The sequence below is a fragment of the Brenneria tiliae genome (genome assembly GCF_023347575.1).
GTDB lineage: Bacteria > Pseudomonadota > Gammaproteobacteria > Enterobacterales > Enterobacteriaceae > Brenneria > Brenneria corticis.
On the sequence record NZ_JAKPCB010000103.1, the window covers coordinates 127,388 to 148,721 of the forward strand.

Annotated in this window: 20 protein-coding genes; 10 read left to right on the plus strand and 10 right to left on the minus strand. The window is 54.2% G+C overall.

Annotated features, from left to right (window positions below; translation table 11 throughout):
• Positions 1-302 precede the first annotated feature (302 nt).
• Entirely contained in the window at positions 303-1,223 is a 921-nt protein-coding gene (locus tag MFP24_RS21440; protein WP_249232904.1) for an ABC transporter permease, read from the minus strand.
• A gap of 71 nt (positions 1,224-1,294) precedes the next feature.
• Positions 1,295-2,806 carry a sugar ABC transporter ATP-binding protein gene (locus MFP24_RS21445; protein WP_249232903.1) on the minus strand — a complete coding sequence of 504 codons (1,512 nt, stop codon included), beginning with the start codon at positions 2,804-2,806 and terminating at the stop codon, positions 1,295-1,297.
• 227 nt (positions 2,807-3,033) lie between these two features.
• Here MFP24_RS21445 and MFP24_RS21450 point away from each other — a divergent pair, with 227 nt between their 5' ends.
• On the plus strand, positions 3,034-4,122 hold the full coding sequence (locus tag MFP24_RS21450) for an oxidoreductase (protein WP_249232613.1): 1,089 nt from the start codon (positions 3,034-3,036) through the stop codon (positions 4,120-4,122).
• Between the two features lie 50 nt (positions 4,123-4,172).
• Here the strand turns inward: MFP24_RS21450 and MFP24_RS21455 are convergent, their stop codons facing one another.
• The 3 genes from MFP24_RS21455 to MFP24_RS21465 all read right to left on the minus strand — a co-directional run bounded on the left by MFP24_RS21455 (position 4,173) and on the right by MFP24_RS21465 (position 6,626).
• Positions 4,173-4,385 (minus strand): KTSC domain-containing protein, encoded by a 213-nt coding sequence (locus MFP24_RS21455; protein ID WP_318011365.1) that lies wholly within the window; start codon positions 4,383-4,385, stop codon positions 4,173-4,175.
• A gap of 245 nt (positions 4,386-4,630) precedes the next feature.
• Positions 4,631-5,476, minus strand: a complete 846-nt coding sequence (fghA, locus tag MFP24_RS21460; RefSeq protein WP_283164134.1) for an S-formylglutathione hydrolase — start codon at positions 5,474-5,476, stop codon at positions 4,631-4,633.
• 28 nt (positions 5,477-5,504) lie between these two features.
• Entirely contained in the window at positions 5,505-6,626 is a 1,122-nt protein-coding gene (locus tag MFP24_RS21465) for an S-(hydroxymethyl)glutathione dehydrogenase/class III alcohol dehydrogenase (RefSeq protein WP_249232611.1), read from the minus strand.
• Positions 6,627-7,438: 812 nt separating this feature from the next.
• Here MFP24_RS21465 and MFP24_RS21470 point away from each other — a divergent pair.
• The 3 genes from MFP24_RS21470 to yeiB all read left to right on the plus strand — a co-directional run bounded on the left by MFP24_RS21470 (position 7,439) and on the right by yeiB (position 11,328).
• Entirely contained in the window at positions 7,439-9,118 is a 1,680-nt protein-coding gene (locus tag MFP24_RS21470) for a methyl-accepting chemotaxis protein (protein ID WP_318011354.1), read from the plus strand.
• A 265-nt stretch (positions 9,119-9,383) separates the two neighbouring features.
• Positions 9,384-10,046, plus strand: a complete 663-nt coding sequence (folE, locus tag MFP24_RS21475) for a GTP cyclohydrolase I FolE (RefSeq protein ID WP_249232610.1) — start codon at positions 9,384-9,386, stop codon at positions 10,044-10,046.
• 121 nt (positions 10,047-10,167) lie between these two features.
• Positions 10,168-11,328: a DUF418 domain-containing protein YeiB gene (yeiB, locus tag MFP24_RS21480; protein ID WP_249232609.1), complete on the plus strand. Its 1,161-nt coding sequence runs from the start codon at positions 10,168-10,170 to the stop codon at positions 11,326-11,328.
• A gap of 19 nt (positions 11,329-11,347) precedes the next feature.
• Here yeiB and sanA read toward each other — a convergent pair whose 3' ends face one another.
• Both sanA and rimO read right to left on the minus strand, forming a co-directional pair.
• Entirely contained in the window at positions 11,348-12,061 is a 714-nt protein-coding gene (gene sanA, locus MFP24_RS21485) for an outer membrane permeability protein SanA (RefSeq protein ID WP_249232608.1), read from the minus strand.
• 361 nt (positions 12,062-12,422) lie between these two features.
• Positions 12,423-13,736, minus strand: coding sequence for a 30S ribosomal protein S12 methylthiotransferase RimO (rimO, locus tag MFP24_RS21490; RefSeq protein ID WP_249232607.1), 1,314 nt, complete (start codon positions 13,734-13,736; stop codon positions 12,423-12,425).
• A 145-nt stretch (positions 13,737-13,881) separates the two neighbouring features.
• Between rimO and MFP24_RS21495 the strand changes: the two genes are divergently transcribed.
• Both MFP24_RS21495 and MFP24_RS21500 read left to right on the plus strand, forming a co-directional pair.
• A complete protein-coding gene (locus MFP24_RS21495; protein ID WP_249232606.1) occupies positions 13,882-14,265 on the plus strand; it encodes a hypothetical protein in 384 nt (127 codons plus the stop codon).
• A complete protein-coding gene (locus MFP24_RS21500; RefSeq protein WP_249232605.1) occupies positions 14,247-14,915 on the plus strand; it encodes an ATPase in 669 nt (222 codons plus the stop codon). The genes MFP24_RS21495 and MFP24_RS21500 overlap by 19 nt, the downstream gene beginning before the upstream one ends.
• 652 nt (positions 14,916-15,567) lie before the next feature.
• Here MFP24_RS21500 and MFP24_RS21505 read toward each other — a convergent pair.
• A complete protein-coding gene (locus MFP24_RS21505; RefSeq protein WP_369075415.1) occupies positions 15,568-15,918 on the minus strand; it encodes a DUF4225 domain-containing protein in 351 nt (116 codons plus the stop codon).
• Positions 15,899-16,333: a DUF4225 domain-containing protein gene (locus MFP24_RS21510; protein WP_249246724.1), complete on the minus strand. Its 435-nt coding sequence runs from the start codon at positions 16,331-16,333 to the stop codon at positions 15,899-15,901. Before MFP24_RS21510 ends, MFP24_RS21505 begins: the two co-directional genes overlap by 20 nt.
• A 177-nt stretch (positions 16,334-16,510) precedes the next feature.
• Between MFP24_RS21510 and MFP24_RS21515 the strand changes: the two genes are divergently transcribed.
• On the plus strand, positions 16,511-17,659 hold the full coding sequence (locus tag MFP24_RS21515) for a PQQ-dependent sugar dehydrogenase (RefSeq protein ID WP_249232604.1): 1,149 nt from the start codon (positions 16,511-16,513) through the stop codon (positions 17,657-17,659).
• 43 nt (positions 17,660-17,702) lie between these two features.
• Here MFP24_RS21515 and MFP24_RS21520 read toward each other — a convergent pair whose 3' ends face one another.
• Positions 17,703-18,320 carry a glutathione S-transferase family protein gene (locus MFP24_RS21520; RefSeq protein ID WP_249232603.1) on the minus strand — a complete coding sequence of 206 codons (618 nt, stop codon included), beginning with the start codon at positions 18,318-18,320 and terminating at the stop codon, positions 17,703-17,705.
• 164 nt (positions 18,321-18,484) lie between these two features.
• Between MFP24_RS21520 and MFP24_RS21525 the strand changes: the two genes are divergently transcribed.
• The 3 genes from MFP24_RS21525 to MFP24_RS21535 all read left to right on the plus strand — a co-directional run bounded on the left by MFP24_RS21525 (position 18,485) and on the right by MFP24_RS21535 (position 21,100).
• Positions 18,485-19,330, plus strand: coding sequence for a MetQ/NlpA family ABC transporter substrate-binding protein (locus MFP24_RS21525; protein ID WP_249232602.1), 846 nt, complete (start codon positions 18,485-18,487; stop codon positions 19,328-19,330).
• Between the two features lie 101 nt (positions 19,331-19,431).
• Complete coding sequence (locus MFP24_RS21530; protein WP_249232601.1) at positions 19,432-20,448, plus strand: methionine ABC transporter ATP-binding protein; 1,017 nt, start codon at positions 19,432-19,434, stop codon at positions 20,446-20,448.
• On the plus strand, positions 20,441-21,100 hold the full coding sequence (locus tag MFP24_RS21535) for a methionine ABC transporter permease (RefSeq protein WP_249232600.1): 660 nt from the start codon (positions 20,441-20,443) through the stop codon (positions 21,098-21,100). Before MFP24_RS21530 ends, MFP24_RS21535 begins: the two co-directional genes overlap by 8 nt.
• Positions 21,101-21,334: the final 234 nt, after the last annotated feature.

The following is a 21,334-nucleotide window of genomic DNA, read 5'->3' on the forward strand; positions in this document are numbered from 1 at the left end:
TGGTATCGGCCAGGTATCCTGTGGCTGTAATATTGCGTACATAATCCTCTTTTGGCCTTTAATTGGACTGCTACTTATTGGTTTGCGGGATCCAGGTAAAGGATTTTTATTTATATTATTTATGTGACGTTATAAATGATTCCGACTTAAATAAGTGAGTTTACTATTTTTAACGGTCATCCTTTTTCCCGATAAATGTCGCCAGAGCAATTAATCGTCCGATAATCGCGCTGTAATAGCGATACGGGCGGCGGCAGGCTCACTGCCTGAGTTTGACGTCGTCAGGCAGTGAGGGCGGGGGGTTAGCGTTTCTGAATGTAGGTGATGGCCAGCGCCAGCGCCAGCACCAGGCCTTTGATGATATCCATGGCGTAGTACGGCACGGAGAGCATCACCAGCCCGTTTTGCAGTACGCCGAGAATCACCGCGCCGACCAGCGTTCCCAGCGCATTCGGCTTGCCGGAACCCGCCAGCGAGAAACCGATATAGGCGGCGGCGACCGCGTCCATTAAATAGCCTCCGCCGGCGTTGACCTGTGAGGAGCCGATGCGCGAGGCCAGTAAAATTCCCCCCAGCGCCGCCAGCAGCGAAGAGAAGATATACGCCTGAACCCGATAGCGCGCCGTTCTGATGCCCGCCAGCCGCGCCGCTTCCGGGTTGCCGCCAATGGCGTACATGCGGCGGCCGTGTTTGGTCAGCGACAGATAAAGTTGCACCACCAGCGTCACCACCAGCATGATGACGACAATCACCGGAACCTGCCCCAGCGTGGAGAAAAACTCGGGGATAAGGCCTTCGGCTATTTCGCCGCTGGGCAGCACCATATTCTGGGTGATGGAGCCGCCGTAGCTGTAGGTCATCGCCACGCCTTGAATGACAAACAGGCTGGCGAGCGTCGCCAGCATATCGGGGATTTTCAGCACCACGATCAAAAAGGCGTTGAACAGCCCCACCAGCGTACACAGCAGCAGCGTCAGGACGATGGCTCCCGTGGTGCCGAAGCCGTGCCAGACGAACAGCGAAACCACCAGCGCATTGGCAAGCGAAGCCGTCGAGCCGACGGAAAGGTCGAACCCGCCCACGGAGAGGGAAATGGATACGCCGATGGCTATCACCGTAACGATGGCGATGGAGCGCAGGATATTGATGATGTTGTAGGGATCGAGAAAGTTATCCGATGCCAGGCCGAAAAGGGTAATCAGCGCCAGAACGGTGATCAGCATGCCCCACTTGTACAAAAACTCAAACAGGTGGTGGCGAAAGGGGAGAACCCCGTTAGGTGAAAGTTGGTGACTCACGCGGGAGTTCCTCCGGTTGAATACAATAACAATGTTTCTTCATCGATGGCGGAAGCGTCCAGTTCGGCGACGATTCGGCCATCCCACAGTACGCAGATACGGTCGCACAGTCCGACCAGTTCGGAAAATTCGCCCGAGGCGTAGATAATGCCTTTACCCTGCCGGGCAAGGCCGTCAATCAGCGAGAACAGATCCTGTTTCGCTTTGATATCCACCCCTTTGGTGGGTTCATCAAAGATCAGCACCTGCGCCTCGCTGCGCAGCCATTTGCCGATGGCCACTTTTTGTTGATTGCCGCCCGACAGCCGAACCAGCTTTTGCATCGGTCCGGTGGTGCGAATGGTTAACTGCTGAATCACTTTCCTGGCCCAGGCCAGCGCCTGCCGGCGGCTGAATATTCCCCAGCGGGAAAAGCTGTCGCTGGCGCTGACGCTGAGATTCATGGTGACGGACTCATCAAGAAAGATGCCCTCTTTGCGCCGTTCTTCGGGAACCAGCGCAATACCCTGTTCGACAGACTGATGCGGCGAGCGCGGCCGCCAGGGGGCGCCGTTATATTCTCCCTGAGCGACCTGACTGGGCGTGGCGCCGAACAGCGCTTTACACAGCTCGGTTTTGCCCGCGCCCGCCAGCCCGGCGATCCCCAGCACTTCGCCTTTACGCAGCGTCAGCGAGATATCCCGCAGCAGCGTTTCGTCGTGCAGGCCGGCGACCCGCAGCAGCGTATCCGCCGGCGGCGCCGTGCGGCGCGGCGGAAAAATATCATCCAGCCGGTGGCCGAGCATGCGTTCGACGATTTGCTCGCCGCTCAGCCCTTGCATCGCGCCGCTGCTGACGAACTCGCCGTCGCGCAGCACGGTCAGCGTGTCGCAGATTTCACTCAGCTCATGGATGCGGTGAGAAATAAAAACGATGCCGATCCCCTCGGCCTGTAGGCGCCGCACCACCTGAAACAGACGGGCGCTTTCCGCCTGGTCGAGCGGGGCGGTCGGCTCATCCAGAATTAAAAATCGGCATTCATGGGATAAGGCTCTGGCCAGCAGGATCTGCTGTTTTTCCGCCAGCGAGCAGCGGTCCAGGCGCTGGCGGACATCCAGGTGGATGCCGAGCTGGTCGAGCAGGGACTGCGCCTGGCGATAAAGCAGCGGCCAGTTGAGCACATGCCCGAACTGCGCCAGCGTATCCAGCATAATATTTTCCGCCACCGACAGGGTCGGCACCAGCGCCACGTCCACCTCCTGCTGCACCAGATGGATGCCGTAACCTTTGGCGTCGCGCGGAGAATGGATATCAACCCGCGCGCCGTCGATAACAATGTCGCCGCTGTAATGGTCGTAGGCGCCGGAAAGAATCGCCATTAACGTCGATTTTCCCGCGCCGTTCGCCCCGGTCAAGGCATGGATAGACCCGCCCCGCAGAGTGAAATCAACCTGCTTCAGCGCATGAAAGCCGGAAAATGAGATGGAAATATGACGCATTTCCAGTTGGGATGGTTGGGTATTAGACATCATGTTCGGTAACGCTCTTGGCGATAATTCGCATCAGAAACTGGCCTGCAAGGTAACATATAACCGGCAGAATTTAATACAGATTCAGCGTCAGGAGGAGCCTAATCTACGAATGAAAAAGCATAAGTTAAGTAAAAAAATTCTTAAACCGCGGCAGGCAAGTGCCTAAGATGGCGTTATCAGCGATTTGGCGCTTATTACAAATTACACGCAAGGGATATCAGCAGATGAACACAACGGCAATCCGCGTACAGGTCGGTCCGGCCAACTATTTTTCTTTCCCTGGGGCAATCGATAAACTGCGGGAATTCTATCCGCCCGCGGTGCTGAACAACGCGTTATGGATAGCCGGCGAGCGGGCGTTGGCGGCGGCAAGGCCCTATCTTCCCGCTGAATTCGACGCCCCCACGGCCCGGCGCGCGGTGTTCGGCGCCCATTGCAGCGAAGGCGAGGTGGCGAAACTTGTGGCGCGCGCGGGGGCGGACTGTCAGGTGGTGATTGGCATCGGCGGCGGCGCGGTGCTGGATACGGCCAAGGTGGCGGCGCGCCGGCTGGGTGCGCCGCTGGTGGCGATTCCGACCATCGCCGCCACCTGCGCCGCCTGGACGCCGCTTTCCGTATGGTATAACGATGCCGGGCAGGCGCTGCGTTTTGAGATTTTTAGCGACGCCAATCATCTGGTGCTGGTGGAGCCGCGCATTATTTTAGCCGCTCCGGTGGAGTATCTGCTGGCCGGCGTGGGGGATACGCTGGCGAAGTGGTATGAAGCGATGGTGCTTAGCCCGCGGCCTGAAAACTTGCCGTTGACCGTGCGCCTAGGGTTGCAAACCGCGCTGGATATTCGCGACGTACTGCTGCAAAAAAGCGCCGCCGCGCTGCAGGCGGCCGCTGACGGTACGCTGACGCAGGATTTTCTTGACGTGATCGACGCGGTGATCGCCGGCGGCGGAATGGTCGGCGGATTAGGGGAGCGCTACACGCGGGTGGCGGCCGCCCATGCGGTGCACAACGGGCTAACGGTCCTGCCGCAGACGGAGCGGTTCCTGCACGGGACAAAGGTCGCCTACGGCATCCTGGTGCAGAGCGCTCTGCTGGGCGATATCGATACGCTGCGGCAATTAAAGTCCGCCTATAAGGCGCTGGGACTGCCGACATCGCTGGCCGAACTGAGTGTGGATATTAATGACCAGGCGTCCGTGCGGGCGGTGATTGAACGCACCCTGCAGCGGGACGAGTCTATCCACTATTTACCGTTAACGCTGAATGAGTCGGTGCTGCTGGAAGCGTTTAAAACCGTTGAGACGCTGACGGAATAACCGCAGGCGGATGGCAGGCTACGGTGTTAGGCTGCCGATCCGCCCCGTTGTTACTGTAATTTCTCGTAGGGAAACGAGCTTTTGATATAGCGCGAGTAGTAGCGGTGTTTGGCGGTGCTCGACATTAACTCTTCATAAATCATGCGCGCTACGCCGCTATATTGATAGATGCTGCCATTGAGTAATTCGACTTCCAGTACGCTTTTTTCCGCATCGTACCCGATGGCGAACAGCTCTGCTGATGAAACCCGTTTTCTTTGCAAAATCATATACTCCCAACCGAACAACGCTGCGTTTTCGCGCTAAAAAAAGGCTATTTATCAGATAACCGCCGGTCAGAGGAAGATGGCCGTCTCTTATGGTTGTGAAAATAGGCCTATCCTCTATGGCATTTTATCGGCATGCCGGCTAATTCCTTTACCCACCCAGGCGGAAAGCAGCAACCGCTCATCCCCGTTATCCCCGCGGCCGTTGGCGGGGACCTGCGGGGATGACAATGGTGGGGGCATTATTGCTGGTGTAAATACCGGGCGTGGAAGCGCAGATGATCTTCAATAAAGCTGGCGATAAAGAAGTAGCTATGGTCGTAGCCGGACTGGGTGCGCAGCGTGAGCGGCCAGTCGTGCTGGTGGGCTACTTCGGCCAGTTTCGCCGGCTGCAGTTGGTCGGGTAAAAACTGATCGCAATCGCCTTGATCGACGAGTATCGGCAGTTTGTGCCGGCCGTTGGCCAGTAAATGGCAACTGTCGTACTGTAACCACTGGGTTTCGTCGTCGCCCAGATAGGCGCTTAACGCTTTACGCCCCCAGGGCACCTGGCAGGGATTTACGATGGGCGCAAAGGCCGATGCGGACAGATAATGTTGCGGATTGCGCAATGCCAGCATCAGCGCGCCGTGCCCGCCCATCGAATGTCCGCTGATCGACCGGCGGTCGCTAACGTTAAAATGTTGCTGAATCAATGCCGGCAGTTCAACGGCGATGTAGTCATACATCTGATAATGCGCCGCCCAGGGCTGCCGGGTGGCGTTGACGTAAAATCCCGCGCCCTGGCCCAGATCGTATCCGGCGTCATCCGCCACGCCTTCGCCCCGCGGGCTGGTATCCGCCATCACCAGCACCAGCCCAAGCTGTGCGGCGATGCGCTGCGCGCCGGCTTTAATGGTGAAGTTTTCATCGTTACAGGTCAATCCCGATAGCCAGTAAAGCACCGGGGGCGGGGTATCGTCGGACGTCGGCGGCAGATAGATGCTGAACGTCATATTGCAGTTCAGCGTCTCGGACGCATGGCGGTAGCGCTGCTGCCAGCCGCCGAACATACGGTGTTCTTCCAAAAGTTCCAGCGACAGGTTCATCTCTGTGCTGCCTCCCTTATCTATGGCGTTAGCTGAAATGGATGACTGAGCGGATCGATTTGCCTTCATGCATTAAATCAAAGGCGCTGTTGATCTCTTCCAGCCCCATGGTGTGGGTAATAAAATCACTGAGCTGAAACTCGCCATCCATATAGCGCTGCACGATTCCCGGCAGTTGGCTGCGTCCTTTCACGCCGCCGAAAGCGGACCCGCGCCACACGCGGCCGGTCACCAGCTGGAACGGACGGGTGGCGATCTCTTCACCCGCGCCGGCAACGCCGATAATCACCGATTCGCCCCAGCCTTTATGACAACACTCCAGCGCCGAACGCATCACGTTGACGTTACCGATACATTCAAAAGAGAAATCCACGCCGCCGTCGGTCAGTTCGACAATCACTTCCTGAATCGGTTTGTCGTAATCTTTGGGATTGATCAGATCGGTGGCGCCCAGCTTGCGAGCCAGATCGAATTTGCTGGTATTGATATCAATACCGATAATCCGTCCGGCGCCGGCCATCTGCGCGCCGATAATCGCCGACAGCCCAATGCCCCCGAGTCCGAAAATAGCCACGCTGTCGCCTGGTTTCACTTTGGCGGTGTTGATAACGGCGCCCATGCCGGTGGTTACGCCGCAGCCCAGCAGGCAGACTTCTTCCAGCGGCGCCTCCTTGCTGATTTTAGCCAGCGAGATTTCAGGCACCACGGTGAGCTCGGAGAACGTGGAGGTGCCCATATAGTGGAAAATGGGCTGACCGTCTTTGGAAAAGCGGGTGGTGCCGTCGGGCATCAGCCCTTTCCCCTGCGTGGTGCGGATCGCCTGGCACAGGTTGGTTTTTCCTGAGCGACAGAATTTACACTCGCCGCATTCCGGCGTGTAGAGCGGAATAACGTGATCGCCAACGGCCACGCTGGTCACGCCTTCGCCGACGGCTTCCACAATACCGCCGCCTTCATGGCCGAGAATGGCCGGGAAAACGCCCTCGGGATCTTTGCCTGAAAGGGTATAGGCATCGGTATGGCACACGCCGCTGGCGATAATACGCACCAGCACCTCGCCTTTCTGCGGCGGCATCAGATCCACTTCTTCAATGGAAAGCGGTTGGTTTGGCCCCCAGGCGACGGCGGCGCGGGTTTTAATCGTTTGCATGGTGTGGCTCCTGTTGTCGTGTTGCGTAAAAGTTTAATCGTGGTTAATGGTTGATTTTAGCGGAACTTATCGCTGGCGGGGAACTGCGCGATAATGCGTTTTTTCAGGGCCGCCGCATCGGGGCCGAAAACTGTGATGAGACTAACCATAAGTCTCCCTGTTGGCAACGTTCATGTAACAATTAGGGGGAATGCATACCGTCAAACCTGGCGCCAGGCGGATTGCGAGGGGGATAGCGTCGATAGCGGGTTGGTTATATTGGAATACCTGTTGGCAATGCATTAACTGGAATAATTAACCTTAATGATTAATAGCACTCTATTTATTTAATTTTTTTTCTGCGACAGAAACGACAAAATAGAATTAATCACCTTGCTTTAGGTGAGGAACGGTATGTTTTTGGCAATCAATCGCCGAGCGTTAAGCACTAAATAAACTGGCAACAGGTTAGAAGCAGTGAATGATTTGGGCGTTACATAAATATCTAAAACTAACATTTAAAAACTTTCATAAATAATTGTATGCGATTAATAGTAGGAAGCTATCATTGTCTTGGTTTTGATCATTGCTAGTGATCAAAAAAGGTAAACTCCTTATAATTTCTGCCGATAACCTGGAGTAAGGACAGGGATGAATCCTCGTTTCTTGTTAGGAAATATGTCAACTTGTTAACGTTGTGAGTTGTTTGTGTGGTTTGTGGTATGGTCTCACCGTTAGATTATGAATTTTCATTCTAATTTAAATTAACAATGCGTGGGCAAGTTACCAAAAAGCGCAGGTAAAAGTCGTTAAATAATTTATAGGGGTTTTTCGTGAGCTTTTTAAAAAATATCACCATCAGGGCAATGCTTTTAACCATATTGGGAATATTCCTACTCTTATGGGGAGGGGTATCTTTCTATATGTCGTCGTCACTCAGTGAAATGACCAACTTATTAGAATCGGGGGAAGTACAGAAAAAGAATGCCGACACCATCGCCGACGGCAGCGATCAATATTTTCGCGCCGCTATCCGTATAATTCGGGCAATGGATTATAACCAGAGCGGTGAAACCGCCGAGGTGGACAAGCTGCTTGTCTCGGCGGATGAGGCGATAAAAAACACCTCGGCCAAGCTGGCGGAATTTAAAGCCGCCGATCACGGCGATGTTGATAAGGCCATGGTCGAAGAGATGGTGGGAAACTGGACGCGGCTGATTGAGAACGGGCTGCAGCCGTTGTTCGCATCGGTTCGCGACAATCGTCCCGAGGAGTTCCGGCATCTGTTCAGAGACGTTTATCCTAATCTGAGTCTGACTTTCGGCGGCAGCATGGACAAATATCAGGCCAATGCTATCGCCTCCTCCGGCAGCTCGTTTGCCCGCGTGTACGATCTGGTCAGTTGGAACAAACATCTCCTGCTGGTCGCGGCGGTAGTCGGCCTGTTGATTCTGCTATTGACCGATCGCTATCTGGTAAATTATCTGGTCAAGCCGTTGGACATGATTAAAGACCACTTCAGGGTTCTGGCCGATGGTCAGTTAGGGATACATCTTGATGACTTTGGCCGTAACTGCGCCGGCCAGCTGATCCCCTTTTTAAAAGATATGCAACGCAGCCTGATTAACACGGTTTCAACTATTCGTGACAGCGCCTCTTCGATTTATCAGGGAGCGGGCGAAATCAAAAGCGGCAACAACGACCTTTCGTCCCGCACCGAACAGCAGGCCGCGGCGCTGGAGCAAACGGCCGCCAGCATGGAGCAGGTCGGCGCCACGGTGAAGCAAAACGCGGATAACGTTCATCAGGCCAGCAAACTGGCGCAGGATGCCGCCATCGCCGCCAAAAAAGGGGGAGACGTCACCACGGAGGTGGTGGGCACCATGGCCAATATCGCCACCAGCTCGAAAAAGATCGCCGATATTACCAGCGTCATCAACGGCATCGCCTTCCAGACCAATATTCTGGCGCTTAACGCCGCGGTGGAAGCGGCCCGAGCCGGCGAGCAGGGACGTGGTTTTGCGGTAGTGGCGGGGGAAGTGCGTAATCTGGCGCAACGCAGCGCCCAGGCCGCCAAGGAAATCGAAGGGCTGATCGCCGAGTCGGTGGAACGGGTGAACACCGGATCGCATCAGGTCACGCAAACGGGTGAAGCGATGGAGTCCATCATCACCGCCATTACCCGGGTAAACGATCTGATGGGCGAGATTGCCTCGGCCTCCGACGAACAGAGCCGCGGTATCAGCCAGATCGGTCAGGCGGTGACGGAAATGGACGGCGTGACCCAGCAGAACGCCGCATTGGTGCAGGAGTCCGCCGCCGCGGCCGCTTCTCTGGAAGATCAGGCCCGCCAGCTGAATGAAGCGGTATCCGTCTTCCAACTGGCGGCGGATGAAAAACGGCAATCGGCCAGGAATCCGTTATCCGAAAAACCGGCCCCGGTTATCAAGCCCGCTTTGCTGACGGCTAAGGGCGGCAAAAAGAGCGCCAGCGATAACTGGGAAACCTTCTAATAAAAAAGCAACAACACCATTGAGTAGTTGATTAAAGCCACACCAGGGAATTTCACTTACCACAGGCGCTGAGGGGCGTTGCTCCCAGCGCCTGTTTCATTATGCCGTGCGCTTTGCAGGCCGATATCTGCCGATTGATAACCTGAATCTATTTCAATAATCATGACATACAATCACTGGATAATCGCAGCGCTCTCAACTACAGTGGGGGCGGCGTTTTGACTCGACCGACGTCACCATAAGTCACACCTGCAGGAGAATAATAATGTCATCGTTAAGTAAAGAAGCCGTTCTGGTTCATGAGGCGCTGATGGCGCGCGGCCTCGAGACGCCGCGGCGCGGAGAATTGTTGGATCGGGAAACGCGTAAACAGCGCATTGCCGAACATATGACGGAAGTCATGAATCTGTTAAGCCTCGATTTGCAAGATGACAGTCTGGCGGAGACGCCGCACCGTATCGCTAAAATGTATGTCGATGAAATCTTCTCCGGGCTGGATTACGCCAATTTCCCTAAAATCACCATCATTGAGAATAAAATGAAGGTGGATGAAATGGTTACCGTCCGGGACATCACCTTGACCAGCACCTGCGAACATCATTTCGTGACCATTGATGGTAAAGCCACGGTGGCATATATTCCGAAAGACGGTGTGATTGGTTTGTCAAAAATCAATCGTATCGTACAGTTCTTTTCCCAGCGCCCGCAGGTTCAGGAACGTTTGACGCAACAAATCCTGATAGCCTTGCAAACGTTGCTCGGCACCAGCAACGTCGCGGTATGCATCGATGCGGTGCATTATTGCGTTAAAGCGCGCGGCATCCGCGATGCGACCAGCGCGACCACCACCACCTCGCTGGGCGGATTGTTCAAATCCAGCCAGAACACCCGCCAGGAATTCCTGCGCGCGGTACGCCATCACAACTAGCGGCGGCATTTTCTTGCTTCTACGTTGCGCCGCGCAGTGTGCAACGTAGAAATAAAATGCGTATTATTTCACGCCATCTGTTAATACAATCGTTATTCCGATGACCTGATACCTGACGCTTATGCCTGCTCAACCCACACCGTCCTCACGTATTGCCACGCTGGATTTTGCGCGCGGCGTCGCCGTACTCGGTATTCTACTACTTAATATCACCGCCTTCGGCTTACCTAAGGCCGCCTATCTCAATCCTGCCTGGCAGGGTTTGCCGTCGCCGACGGATGCCTGGACCTGGGCGATCATGGATCTCGCCGTACAGGCAAAATTTTTGACGTTATTCTCGCTGCTGTTCGGGGCCGGGCTGCAGCTTTTACTGCCCAGAGGAAAGCGCTGGGTACATGCCCGGCTTTTCTGGCTGATGCTGATTGGGCTGGTGCATGCCATTTTTTTCTGGGACGGCGACATTCTGCTGGATTACGGCCTGATAGGGCTGGTGTGCTACGGCATGATTCGCCACGCCGAGGGCAGCCGGGTTTTATTGCGCACCGGGGCGATAATGTATCTTGTCGGGGTAGGCGTGCTGTTTGTTTTAAGCCGGTTGCTCAGTCCGCTACCGGGACGATACTGGCAGCCGGGCGCCGCCGACATTGCCTATGAGGCCTACTGGAAAACCACTGGCGGGCCGGAGGCATGGGGCAACCGGGTGGATTTGCTTACCGATAGCCTATTATCGCTGGGCGTCCAATACGGCTGGCTGCTGGCCGGCTCCATGCTGCTGGGCGCCGGCCTGATGCGTAGCGGCTGGCTGAAAGGAACGTTCAGCCTGCAGCATTACCGGCGCATTGCTTTCTGGCTGATTCCGTTGGGGTTATTGATCAACGGCAGCGGCGTGGCGACGCAGTGGCTGGTGCAGTGGGAATATCGCTGGAGCGGTCTGTTATTACAGATCCCCCGCGAGTTGAGCGCTATTCTGCAGGCGGTGGGCTATCTCGCGTTGTGTTATGGCTTTTGGCCGACGCTATGCCGCTGGCGTATCACTTACTGGATCGGCGATATCGGCCGTATGGCGCTGACCAATTATTTGCTGCAGACCCTGGTCTGTAGCCTGCTGTTTAACCATTTCGGGCTGTTTATGCGCCTGGATCGCCTGCAGCTGCTGGCCGTGGTGCCCGTAGTCTGGGGCGTGAACCTGCTGTTTTCTCATTACTGGCTGCGTCATTTCCGCCAGGGGCCGCTTGAGTGGCTGTGGCGCCGGCTGACCGCGGCGATTGCCAAAGCGGCATAGCGGCGGGTATCGCTATCGTTTAGCCCCGGCGGGCCGGGTTAAGCGCCTGCTCAGGGGGAACGGCGGGGTAATCCGGCGCATCATCGGGAATTTTATGCTCTGCCGGAATCGAAATCTGCGGTCCGAGGAAACGGGGTTCCCGTTTCACAATGTACAGATCAAACAGCGCGCCCAGCCTGGCGCCGAATTCCCGCAGACGTACGGTCAGCATATTTTTGGGGGAGGGAACCGCATAGCACTGCGCCTGAATGCCGAGGTGCAGGGCGATAAACAGCGCCCGTTCGCAGTGGAAACGCTGGGTAATGATGGTGAAGTCATTGGTATCGAACACCTTCCGCGTTCTGACGACCGAGTCCAGCGTACGAAATCCCGCATAGTCCAGCACGATATCCGTCGGAGGAACGCCGGCCGCTATCAGGTCGCGGCGCATGGTCATCGGCTCGTTGTAACTTTGCAGCGCATTGTCGCCGCTTAGCAGCAGATAACTGATTTTGCCGCTGTTATAGGCATTCAACGCTCCCTGGATGCGGAAAAGATAATACTGATTGATGACCCCGGTGCGGTAATACTTGGCGGTGCCCAATACCACGCCGACCTGTCGCGACGGCAGTGCCTGCAGCTCGTCATAAACAAAAGGCGCGGTTTTCCAACTGATCCAGCGATCGAGAGCAAAAGCGGACAGCAGCAGCACGCCGATAATTATCAACAGGCCGTATATCAGGCGTTTCCACATGCTTATGCCTCTGGTAAGGCGATTGGGAGAGTCATGCCTCAAGGCTACTTTACCTGAAAGTCGGACGCAAGGCGCAGACGTCGCCGGGGCGGTTTATTGACGGTTTTTGCAACGACAGAGCGAAAAACGGACGGGACGGCTAAAAAGCCGCTCAGATTGCTGACAAACCCACTCCGCTATAGCCATCCCCGCGCAGGCGGGGATCTGCTTTCAGCTAGTGCTTGATATCAGGAAGATTCCTGCCTACGCAGGAATGACGGATTTGGATTTGCTATCCCCAATGGCTACTTTGTCAATGGCCTGAGCGGCTTATGGGGAAAAATATAGCTTACGACCCGATATCAGGCATAAAGGCGGATAATCAAATCCGGCTTCCCCACAGGTCGTACTCGTCGGCGTGCTCGATTTTTACCTTCACGATATCGCCCACGCTGACGCCGGTTTCGCCATTCAGATAGACCGCGCCGTCGATTTCCGGGGCGTCGGCCATGCTGCGTCCGATGGCGCCTTCCTCATCGATTTCGTCGATCAGCACCAGCAGTTCGCGACCGATTTTCTCCCGCAGGCGCCGGGCGGAAATGCTCTGCTGAAGCTGCATAAAGCGATGGTAACGATCCTCCTTGACCTCTTCCGGCACCTGATCCGGCAGCTGATTCGCCGCCGCGCCCTCCACCGGGCTGTATTTGAAACAGCCGACGCGATCCAGTTGCGCTTCTTGCAGGAAGTCGAGCAGCATCTGGAACTCAGCTTCGGTTTCGCCGGGAAAGCCGACGATAAAGGTTGAACGCAGCGTCAGGTCGGGGCAAATTTCGCGCCAGCGCTTGATGCGTTCCAGCGTTCTTTCCACCGCGCCGGGGCGCTTCATCAGCTTGAGAATACGCGGGCTGGCGTGTTGCAGCGGAATATCCAGGTACGGCAGAATTTTTCCGGCGGCCATCAGCGGAATCACGTCATCCACGTGCGGATAAGGGTAGACGTAATGCAAACGAACCCACACCCCCAGCGAAGCCAGCTGTTCGCACAGGCTGACCATACTGGTTTTAACCGGTTGGCCGTTCCAGAAACCGGTACGCTGTTTCACGTCGGCTCCGTAGGCGGAGGTGTCCTGCGAGATCACCAGCAGCTCTTTCACCCCCGCATCCGCCAGACGTTTCGCTTCATCCAGCACCGAACCGATAGGGCGGCTGTCCAGATCGCCGCGCATCGACGGAATAATGCAGAAGGTGCAGCGATGGTTACAGCCTTCCGATATTTTCAGGTAGGCGTAATGACGCGGCGTCAGCTTCACTCCCTGCGCCGGAACCAGGCTGGTAAACGGATTGTGTTCGGGTTTCGGCACGTATTGATGTACGTGCGACAATACCTGTTCGTAGCTGTGCGGCCCGGTGATTTCCAGCACCCTGGGATGCACTTCCCGGATTTGATTCTCTTTCGCGCCCAGACAGCCGGTGACGATAACCTTGCCGTTCTCATTCAGCGCTTCGCCGATGGCCTCCAGCGACTCCTGCACGGCGCTGTCGATAAAACCGCAGGTATTGACGATCACCAGTTCGGCATCGTCATAGCGCGGCACCACCTGATAACCTTCAGTACGCAGTTCGGTAAGGATCCTTTCGGAGTCCACCAGATTTTTCGGGCAGCCCAGGGAAACGAAGCCGATACGGGGTTGTTGCATGTTATTTGCTCACAATGTATTCAAAAAGAAAAACTGCCGGATTCTACACCATAGTCGGCGTGTCTTATAGTCGCGACGGTAAAAGTCGGTATGTTAATTATGCTGATATCAAGGCTGTTTGAGATAGACGTATACGCAGCAAGGCATGTTTGAACCGGTGAGTGTTTTTGATATCGCTCTTGGAATGACGCTCGCAGATCGTCACATGATACCCTATGGTTCAGCAACTTTATGGTATACTTTTTCATCGCCGCGTCAGATGGAGATAGTTATGGTACAGCAAATAAAAGTGGTTAGAAAACATCAACGTAAAAGTGCCATTGATGATAACAAGACCTTAATGCAACTGGGCGCAAGGGCTTCACGACAGGCAATAAAAAATGCGTTGAGTTCGGGGGTGTCAATCACCTATATTCAGGACGGGCATATTATCAGGCAGGCTCCTGATGGCACAACCGAGGAAATAAAAAGCACGAAAAGCCAGGAGACGATAAAACTCAAGGAATTACTGTGCCACACCCGCACCTAAGACTGATTGCCGGACCGAATGGTTCGGGAAAGACGACGCTGACGAAAACGCTACGCGAAACCTATTCAGTTCCGCTAGGCCAATATCTTAATCCTGATGATATCGCCAAGCATATTGACTTGCGATCGCTGCTGGGGAGTGTGATAAACCCTGATAAAATATCGGTCGATCATGCCGCTATATTGGCACAAAAAATATCCTTGGGGCTCCGTGATGACTGGAAGCGTGACAAGCTCTCATTTACTTATGAATCGGTCATGAGTCATGAGAGTCACTTGACTTTTGTACGCTCGGCAAAAGAAATTGGCTACAAATCCTATCTTTATTATGTTTGTACCGCAGATCCGGCATTGAATGAAACCCGTATAACACAACGTATCGCAATGGGAGGGCATAGCGTACCTAAAGAGAAAATTCTCAGCCGCTATCAGCGTAGCCTGGAATACCTGTTAGGAATGGTTAGTTTATGCCATCGGGCTTATTTTTTTGATAACTCAACGACCATACTCACCTTTATCGGCGAAGTGACGCCTGACGGCTATCTGGATATTGTCGAAGCCTCGTTTGATAAAGTACAGGCGCGCTGGTTCTATGATTATGTAATCAAGTCATGGGACGTTAATAAAATCAGAACGATCAAACCAAGATAATCTTCTTGTTTTCCGCAATGGTTTATTGATACGGGTTAATTATGCTTCTTTTTGATCTTAACATGGTTTTACCATTCTGGCAGCCCAGGGAAACGAAGCCGATACGGGGTTGTTGCATGTTATTTGCTCACAATGTATTCAAAAAGAAAAACTGCCGGATTCTACACCATAGTCGGCGTGTCTTATAGTCACAGGTTAAAACTCGGCGCACTGATGATGTTGGTATCAAGCCTGCTCATCGCAATATATGAAAAGAAAACCGCCTGTAATGACGGCTTTCGGTGGCGTCTGTGAAGCATGGTTAACCTTTTATTAGCAGTTCATACCCATTTGATATAGTTATTTCTTGGCATGGCAAGGATATTGATTATTGAGAAAAATAAGGCGCCCCATATAACGGAATCATATAGATCCGCGTTGAAATTTATTCTCAGGATATCTTTGACAAAGGATGTTCCATGAAAAAATATACAAAATTGTATGGCGGTTATTACCGGTACGAAAAGTCTAAAGAAAATAAATAGAGACCGTATGCCTTTTCTGTCTATGATTGTTTTAATATAGTAAAGCAATGCGAATATCCCGGTTGATATTGTATAGTATACGAAAACAGGAACCCATGATTTGGTTGTAAATAAGACATCCTGTTCCATTATTTGCCTCCTCCAGTAACTTGATATAGCGAATAGGCTGTTACCGCACTACTTACCGCATCCGTTGAGATAGCTATGGCACTCATTTCCTGCCAGCCAAAAATATAGTCCTGCTTTACCTGTTGAAAAAGTTTCCAGGATTTTTCGCGTGGTAATAAAACTTTCCTGAATGAGCCATAGCCAGTCATGCCTAGGTCGATTGCCCCGTAAACGAGATCGGCCTGATTATTATTAAATCCTAATTTATCCGCAGTGTATCTATATGCATCACGTACAGTGCCGCTGGTTTCCTCTCGCAATACGAGATAATATCCATTTTCATAAGTATTGTTAGCGCCATGTACCATCATAGGTACACCATAACCGGCACAGGCTGCACCTAATGTTCCAGCGCAAAGCCCCACTCCGGCAAAAAACTGTGCTCCACCCACCGCCGACAAAGCCAACCTGTTTTAATATAATTTTTTGTGTCTGCTCTTTTTTCTCTTTCTCTACTAGAATATAGAGCTTTGCGATGTTTGCGGTAAGTTGAAAATCTTGTTCACTCAAGTGATCAATTTCTCTCTGCAATATGTCAATACCTCCACGACGTGATAGGCAATATGTATTAATCTCTCGCTCGACTGCCTGAATGAGTCCTTCTATCTCAAAATAGAAGTCAACAGAACGATTTCGCAAATGCTTTAACGATAAGTTTTGAGTCAAGAACCTTAGCTCTTGAGTTTTTTGGTCAAAATCTGTTTTATCTTTGTTGTGTAAATACATGAGAACGTTCCTGTTCATCCATCAACGCGGCCATCAGTATACATTGAGATATATGTTCATTCTACAATCCCCTACTCATGCCCTTTCTTCAACAAATGTAAACCTGCCGTCGATTTTTTGCACAAATATCCCCCGGCGCCTAAATTTACAGAACTTTTGTTGAACGGAGACAACGCCATGCCTCGTAGCGCCGTGCCTTACCCCTCGCTATCCCTGCCGCCGCTGAGCCGCTGGTTATTTCCGGCGGCGGCGCTGCTGTTTTCCGCCTCCCTGTTTGCCGCGTCGCCCAAGGTGACGGAGTTGCAGGATAAACTCGATCATCCCTGGTCGCTGGCTTTTTTGCCGGATGAACAGGGGATTCTGATTACCGAACGGGCGGGCAATTTACGCCGCTGGCAGGCGGCAGGCGGACTTTCCGAACCTATCGCCGGCGTACCGCAGGTGTATGCCAAGTCGCAGGGCGGGCTGCTGGAAGTGACGCTGTCGCCCGATTTTTCCCAGGACCGACGCATCTACCTGAGTTTTGCCGAAGAGGGCAGCGATGGCAAAGCGGGAACGTCGGTGGGCTACGGCCGTCTGTCGGAGGATTATAAACGGCTGGAGAATTTTACCGTTTTCTTCCGCCAGGAACCCAAGCTGTCCACCGGGAACCATTTTGGCGGCAAACTGGCTTTTGACCGTCAGGGATACCTGTTTATTTCCCTGGGAGAAAATAACCAGCGCCCGACGGCGCAGGATCTGGATAAGCTGCAGGGCAAAATCGTTCGCCTGACCGCCGACGGCAAGGTCCCGGCGGATAATCCGTTGGTCGATCGGCCGAACGCGCGCCCGGAGATTTGGTCGTACGGCCATCGCAATCCGCAGGGGCTGGCGATCAATCCCTGGAGCGGGGCGTTATGGGAAAATGAGCACGGTCCGAAAGGGGGCGATGAAATCAATATTCCCCAGGCCGGTAAAAATTACGGCTGGCCATTGGCGACCCACGGCATTAACTATTCCGGGCTGAAGATCCCCGAATCCCAGGGCGAGCAGGTGCCCGGTATGGAGAACCCGGATTATTACTGGCAGAAATCACCCGGCGTGAGCGGGATGGCGTTCTATGACAGCGACCGTTTCCCGCAGTGGAAAAACTCGCTGTTCATCGGCGCGCTGGCGGAGGAAAACCTGATTCGCTTAACGCTGGAGGGCGACAAGGTGGCGGCGGAAGAGCGCTTATTGGATGACCGGGGCGAACGCATTCGCGAGGTCCGGCAGGGGCCGGACGGCTATATTTATCTGCTGACCGATCATGATAACGGCAAACTGCTGAAGGTGGGGCCGCAATAACGGCCATCGCGCCGGCATATTACGCGACCCCGCGCTACTCAACCTACGTCAACGGCAGCATCACCGTTTGCTGATAGGCCGGACGTTCGGTCAACCGTTGATACCAGCGTTGCAGGTTCGGGCGCGGCTGGCGTTCGATGTCCATAGAAAACCAGGCATAGGCGATGCAGCCCAGCGGGATGTCGCCAATGCCGAATTTATCGCCGGACAGCCACCGTTGCCGCGCCAGCGCCGCGTCGGCGATGCCCAATAAGCGCTCGCATTCCGCCATGCTTTTCTGCACCAGCGCCATATCGCGCTTTTCCGGCGCCACGCGCACCAGGTTGATAAACACGGCGCCAAATGAGACCGCCAGCGTAGTGGTCCAGTCCATCCATTTCTCCGCGCTCGCCCGCGCGCCGGCATCCGCGAGATACAGCGAACCCTGCCCGTATTGCGCCGCCAGATAACGCACGATGGCGTTGGATTCCCACAGCACCAGATCGTCGTCCTGCAAACAGGGGATCAGCCCGTTCGGGTTCAGCGCCAGATAGTCCGCGTCCTGATTGCGGCCAAACTGTCCGCCGGCCGGAATATGTTGATAAGACAGCGCCAATTCCGCCGCGCACCAGCGCACTTTTTTGACGTTGGTTGAATTTTCACGTCCCCAAATTGTCAGCATTCTGGATCTCACTGTGAAAGAAGAAAATTTAGGCCGCCGTGGGGCGGGCGGACCGCCAAGAGAAGGAAAGATGAGAAATAATGATATACCTTTTTAGTCTTTATGATTTAACTTGTCATTCTTAATAATGACAGTCAGTTACATACAGACAGGAAAGCTATTCAATGAAATTTACCCATTCTTTGCGCGCCACGTTATGTATTGCGCTGTTGGCAGCCGGCATTCAACAGGCCAGCGCCGACAGCGATCCGCAAACTATCGTTTTTGGCGTGGCCCCGGGCCCTTATGGCGATATGGTTAATCAGGCGATTAAACCCGAATTGACGAAAAAAGGCTACAAGGTGGTGGTGCGTGAGTTCAGCGATTATGTTCAGCCGAACCTGGCGCTGGCCAACGGCAGCATCGACGCCAACCTGTTCCAGCATACGCTGTATCTGGAAAAGTTCGCCGCCGATAAGAATCTGAAAATCACCAAATTGATCGCCGTGCCAACGGCCAGCATGGGGTTTTACTCCAATAAGATTAAATCGCTGGATGAACTGAAGAAAGGCGATGTCGTCACCTTATCCAACGACGCCACCAATCTGGCGCGCGGCCTGCGTTTTCTGCAATCGCTGGGGTTGATTACCATCAAGCCCGATATTGATGCGACCAAGGCATCGGAAAAAGATATTGTTGAAAATCCGCGCGGGTTGGTATTCAAGCCGCTGGAAGCCGCTCAGCTGCCGCGCACGCTGGATAGCGTGACCGCTTCGCTGGTTAACGGTAATTTCGCCTTTGCCGCGGGACTGAAACTCTCTTCCGCCATCAAACTGGAAACGCTGGATGAAAATCTGAAGAACGTGATTGCGGTACGCACCGCCGATCTGGATAAGCCGTTCGTCAAAGATACCAAGGCTATCGTCGAGTCGCCCGCCTATGCGGCGGTGATTGATCAGCCGGGCTCCATGTTCAGTCAGTTCCAGAAGCCAGAATGGATGCAGGCGACAACGCCGGCGCCAGCACAGTAATTCGCGAGTCGGTACTGGTCAGAGATTAACATGCTGTATTCTTCTGGCCGGTCTATGACCGGCTTTTTTCCTTTTCCGCTTGTGGCAGGAGTTTGCGGATAATGATTCAGTTAGAGGGTGTTAGCGTTGATTTTCCTCAGGGGAAACAGCGAGGAAACCGAGCCGTGGATAATGTGACTTTACATATCCGGCCGGGCGAGGTTTACGGCATTGTCGGAACCAGCGGCGCCGGGAAAAGCACGCTGTTGCGCACCATCAATTTATTACAACGCCCCACGTCCGGGGTTGTCCAGGTGCACGGGGTGAAGGTCAGCGATCTGCAAGGCAAAACGCTGCGTGCGCAGCGGCAGAAAATGGGCATGATCTTCCAGCATTTTAATTTAATGCAAACGCGCACCGTGGCGGAAAACGTCGCCTTTAGCCTCAAGGCGGCGGGAAAATCCAGCGAGGACATTGCTCAGCGGGTGCCGGAGATTCTCAATCTGGTGGGGTTGGGCGATAAGTCCGCGGCTTTTCCTTCCCAGCTCAGCGGCGGACAGAAACAGCGGGTGGGCATCGCCAGGGCGATTGCCAATCATCCTGAAGTGCTGCTGTGCGATGAACCCACCTCGGCGCTTGATTTGGAAACGTCCGCGGCGATTTTGGTATTGCTCAAAGAGATTAATAAAAAGCTGGGTATTACCATCGTCTTGATTTCCCATGAAATGAGCGTGATCAAGTCCATCTGTGACCGGGTCGCGGTGATGACCGGCGGTAAAGTGGTGGAGGAGGGCGACGTATTTGATATTTTCGCCGCGCCGCAGCATCCGTTTACCCGGCAACTGGTGGCTCATACGTTGAATCTTGAGCTTCCTCCCCGCCTGCTGGAGGATTTACAGGGCACGCTGCTGAAAATTCTGTTCGTCGGCGATTCGGCGGAACAGCCGGTGCTATCCGACGTAGCGACCCGCTTTGGCGTTTCCGTCAATATACTGCACGGCAAAATCGAGTATATCGGCAACCGCGCATTGGGAATACTGGTCGCCTTGCTGACGCACCCTTCCGAGGCGGCGAACGTCGCGGAGGCCGTGGAGCATATTCGGGCGAGAACCGCCCAGGTGGAGGTGTTGCATGGCTGATTTATGGATCGATCTGGTCGCGGCATTCGGCGAGACATTCCAGATGGTGGGGATCTCGACGCTGTTCGCCCTTGTCGGCGGCTTGCCTCTGGGTTTTATTATCTATGTCACCGACCGTCACCTGTTCTGGGAGAACCGCGCGGTGTATCTGTTCAGCACGGTGCTGGTCAATATCATCCGCTCCATTCCGTTTGTGATTCTGCTGGTGCTGCTGTTGCCGCTGACGCAGATTCTGTTGGGTAACACCATTGGCCCGGTGGCGGCGTCGGTGCCGATGTCGGTAGCGGCGATCGCTTTCTATGCCCGTCTGGTGGACAGCGCGCTGCGCGACGTGGATCCCGGCATTGTTGAGGCGGGGGAAGCCTTCGGCGCCAGCCCGATGCGCATCATCTGTACCGTATTGCTGCCGGAGGCGAGAGCCGGTTTATTGCGCGGCCTGACCATTACGCTGGTAAGCCTGATCGGCTATTCCGCCATGGCGGGGATTGTCGGCGGCGGCGGCGTGGGCGATCTGGCCATTCGTTTCGGCTATTACCGCTATGAAACCGGCGTGATGATTGTGACGGTTATCGCGCTGGTCATTCTGGTGCAGATTGTGCAAATGCTGGGCGACTGGCTGTCAAGGCAGGCGGATAAGCGCGAACGGCGCTGATCCGCTTTTCCCGCGGCGACAGCGACCGCTTAACGCGCGGCATCCTCAGCGGCGCCGCGCGGCCCCTGCCGCTGCGGCGCAACAAACGCCATGGGCGGTCGTCTGATTTTTTCCCCGCATACCGCCGTTTTTTAGACTTTTTCATTTCTTTGATTATCTTTACAGACTGAACGGTTTCCTTGATGGAAATGAAGCGTTACCTTTGGATGTTGCTAAACTTTTCAAAACATATTG

Coding starts and splice junctions, on each gene's coding strand:
- MFP24_RS21505 (WP_369075415.1), bottom strand. CDS start 15,918: ATGATGGTACATGGCGCTAACAATACTTATGAAAATGGATATTATCTC.
- MFP24_RS21530 (WP_249232601.1), top strand. CDS start 19,432: ATGATTCAGTTAGAGGGTGTTAGCGTTGATTTTCCTCAGGGGAAACAG.
- MFP24_RS21465 (WP_249232611.1), bottom strand. CDS start 6,626: ATGCAAACGATTAAAACCCGCGCCGCCGTCGCCTGGGGGCCAAACCAA.
- yeiB (WP_249232609.1), top strand. CDS start 10,168: ATGCCTGCTCAACCCACACCGTCCTCACGTATTGCCACGCTGGATTTT.
- folE (WP_249232610.1), top strand. CDS start 9,384: ATGTCATCGTTAAGTAAAGAAGCCGTTCTGGTTCATGAGGCGCTGATG.
- MFP24_RS21440 (WP_249232904.1), bottom strand. CDS start 1,223: ATGCTGATCACCGTTCTGGCGCTGATTACCCTTTTCGGCCTGGCATCG.
- MFP24_RS21520 (WP_249232603.1), bottom strand. CDS start 18,320: ATGCTGACAATTTGGGGACGTGAAAATTCAACCAACGTCAAAAAAGTG.
- MFP24_RS21445 (WP_249232903.1), bottom strand. CDS start 2,806: ATGTCTAATACCCAACCATCCCAACTGGAAATGCGTCATATTTCCATC.
- MFP24_RS21525 (WP_249232602.1), top strand. CDS start 18,485: ATGAAATTTACCCATTCTTTGCGCGCCACGTTATGTATTGCGCTGTTG.
- MFP24_RS21535 (WP_249232600.1), top strand. CDS start 20,441: ATGGCTGATTTATGGATCGATCTGGTCGCGGCATTCGGCGAGACATTC.
- MFP24_RS21495 (WP_249232606.1), top strand. CDS start 13,882: ATGTTTGAACCGGTGAGTGTTTTTGATATCGCTCTTGGAATGACGCTC.
- rimO (WP_249232607.1), bottom strand. CDS start 13,736: ATGCAACAACCCCGTATCGGCTTCGTTTCCCTGGGCTGCCCGAAAAAT.
- MFP24_RS21515 (WP_249232604.1), top strand. CDS start 16,511: ATGCCTCGTAGCGCCGTGCCTTACCCCTCGCTATCCCTGCCGCCGCTG.
- sanA (WP_249232608.1), bottom strand. CDS start 12,061: ATGTGGAAACGCCTGATATACGGCCTGTTGATAATTATCGGCGTGCTG.
- MFP24_RS21510 (WP_249246724.1), bottom strand. CDS start 16,333: ATGTATTTACACAACAAAGATAAAACAGATTTTGACCAAAAAACTCAA.
- fghA (WP_283164134.1), bottom strand. CDS start 5,476: ATGAACCTGTCGCTGGAACTTTTGGAAGAACACCGTATGTTCGGCGGC.
- MFP24_RS21450 (WP_249232613.1), top strand. CDS start 3,034: ATGAACACAACGGCAATCCGCGTACAGGTCGGTCCGGCCAACTATTTT.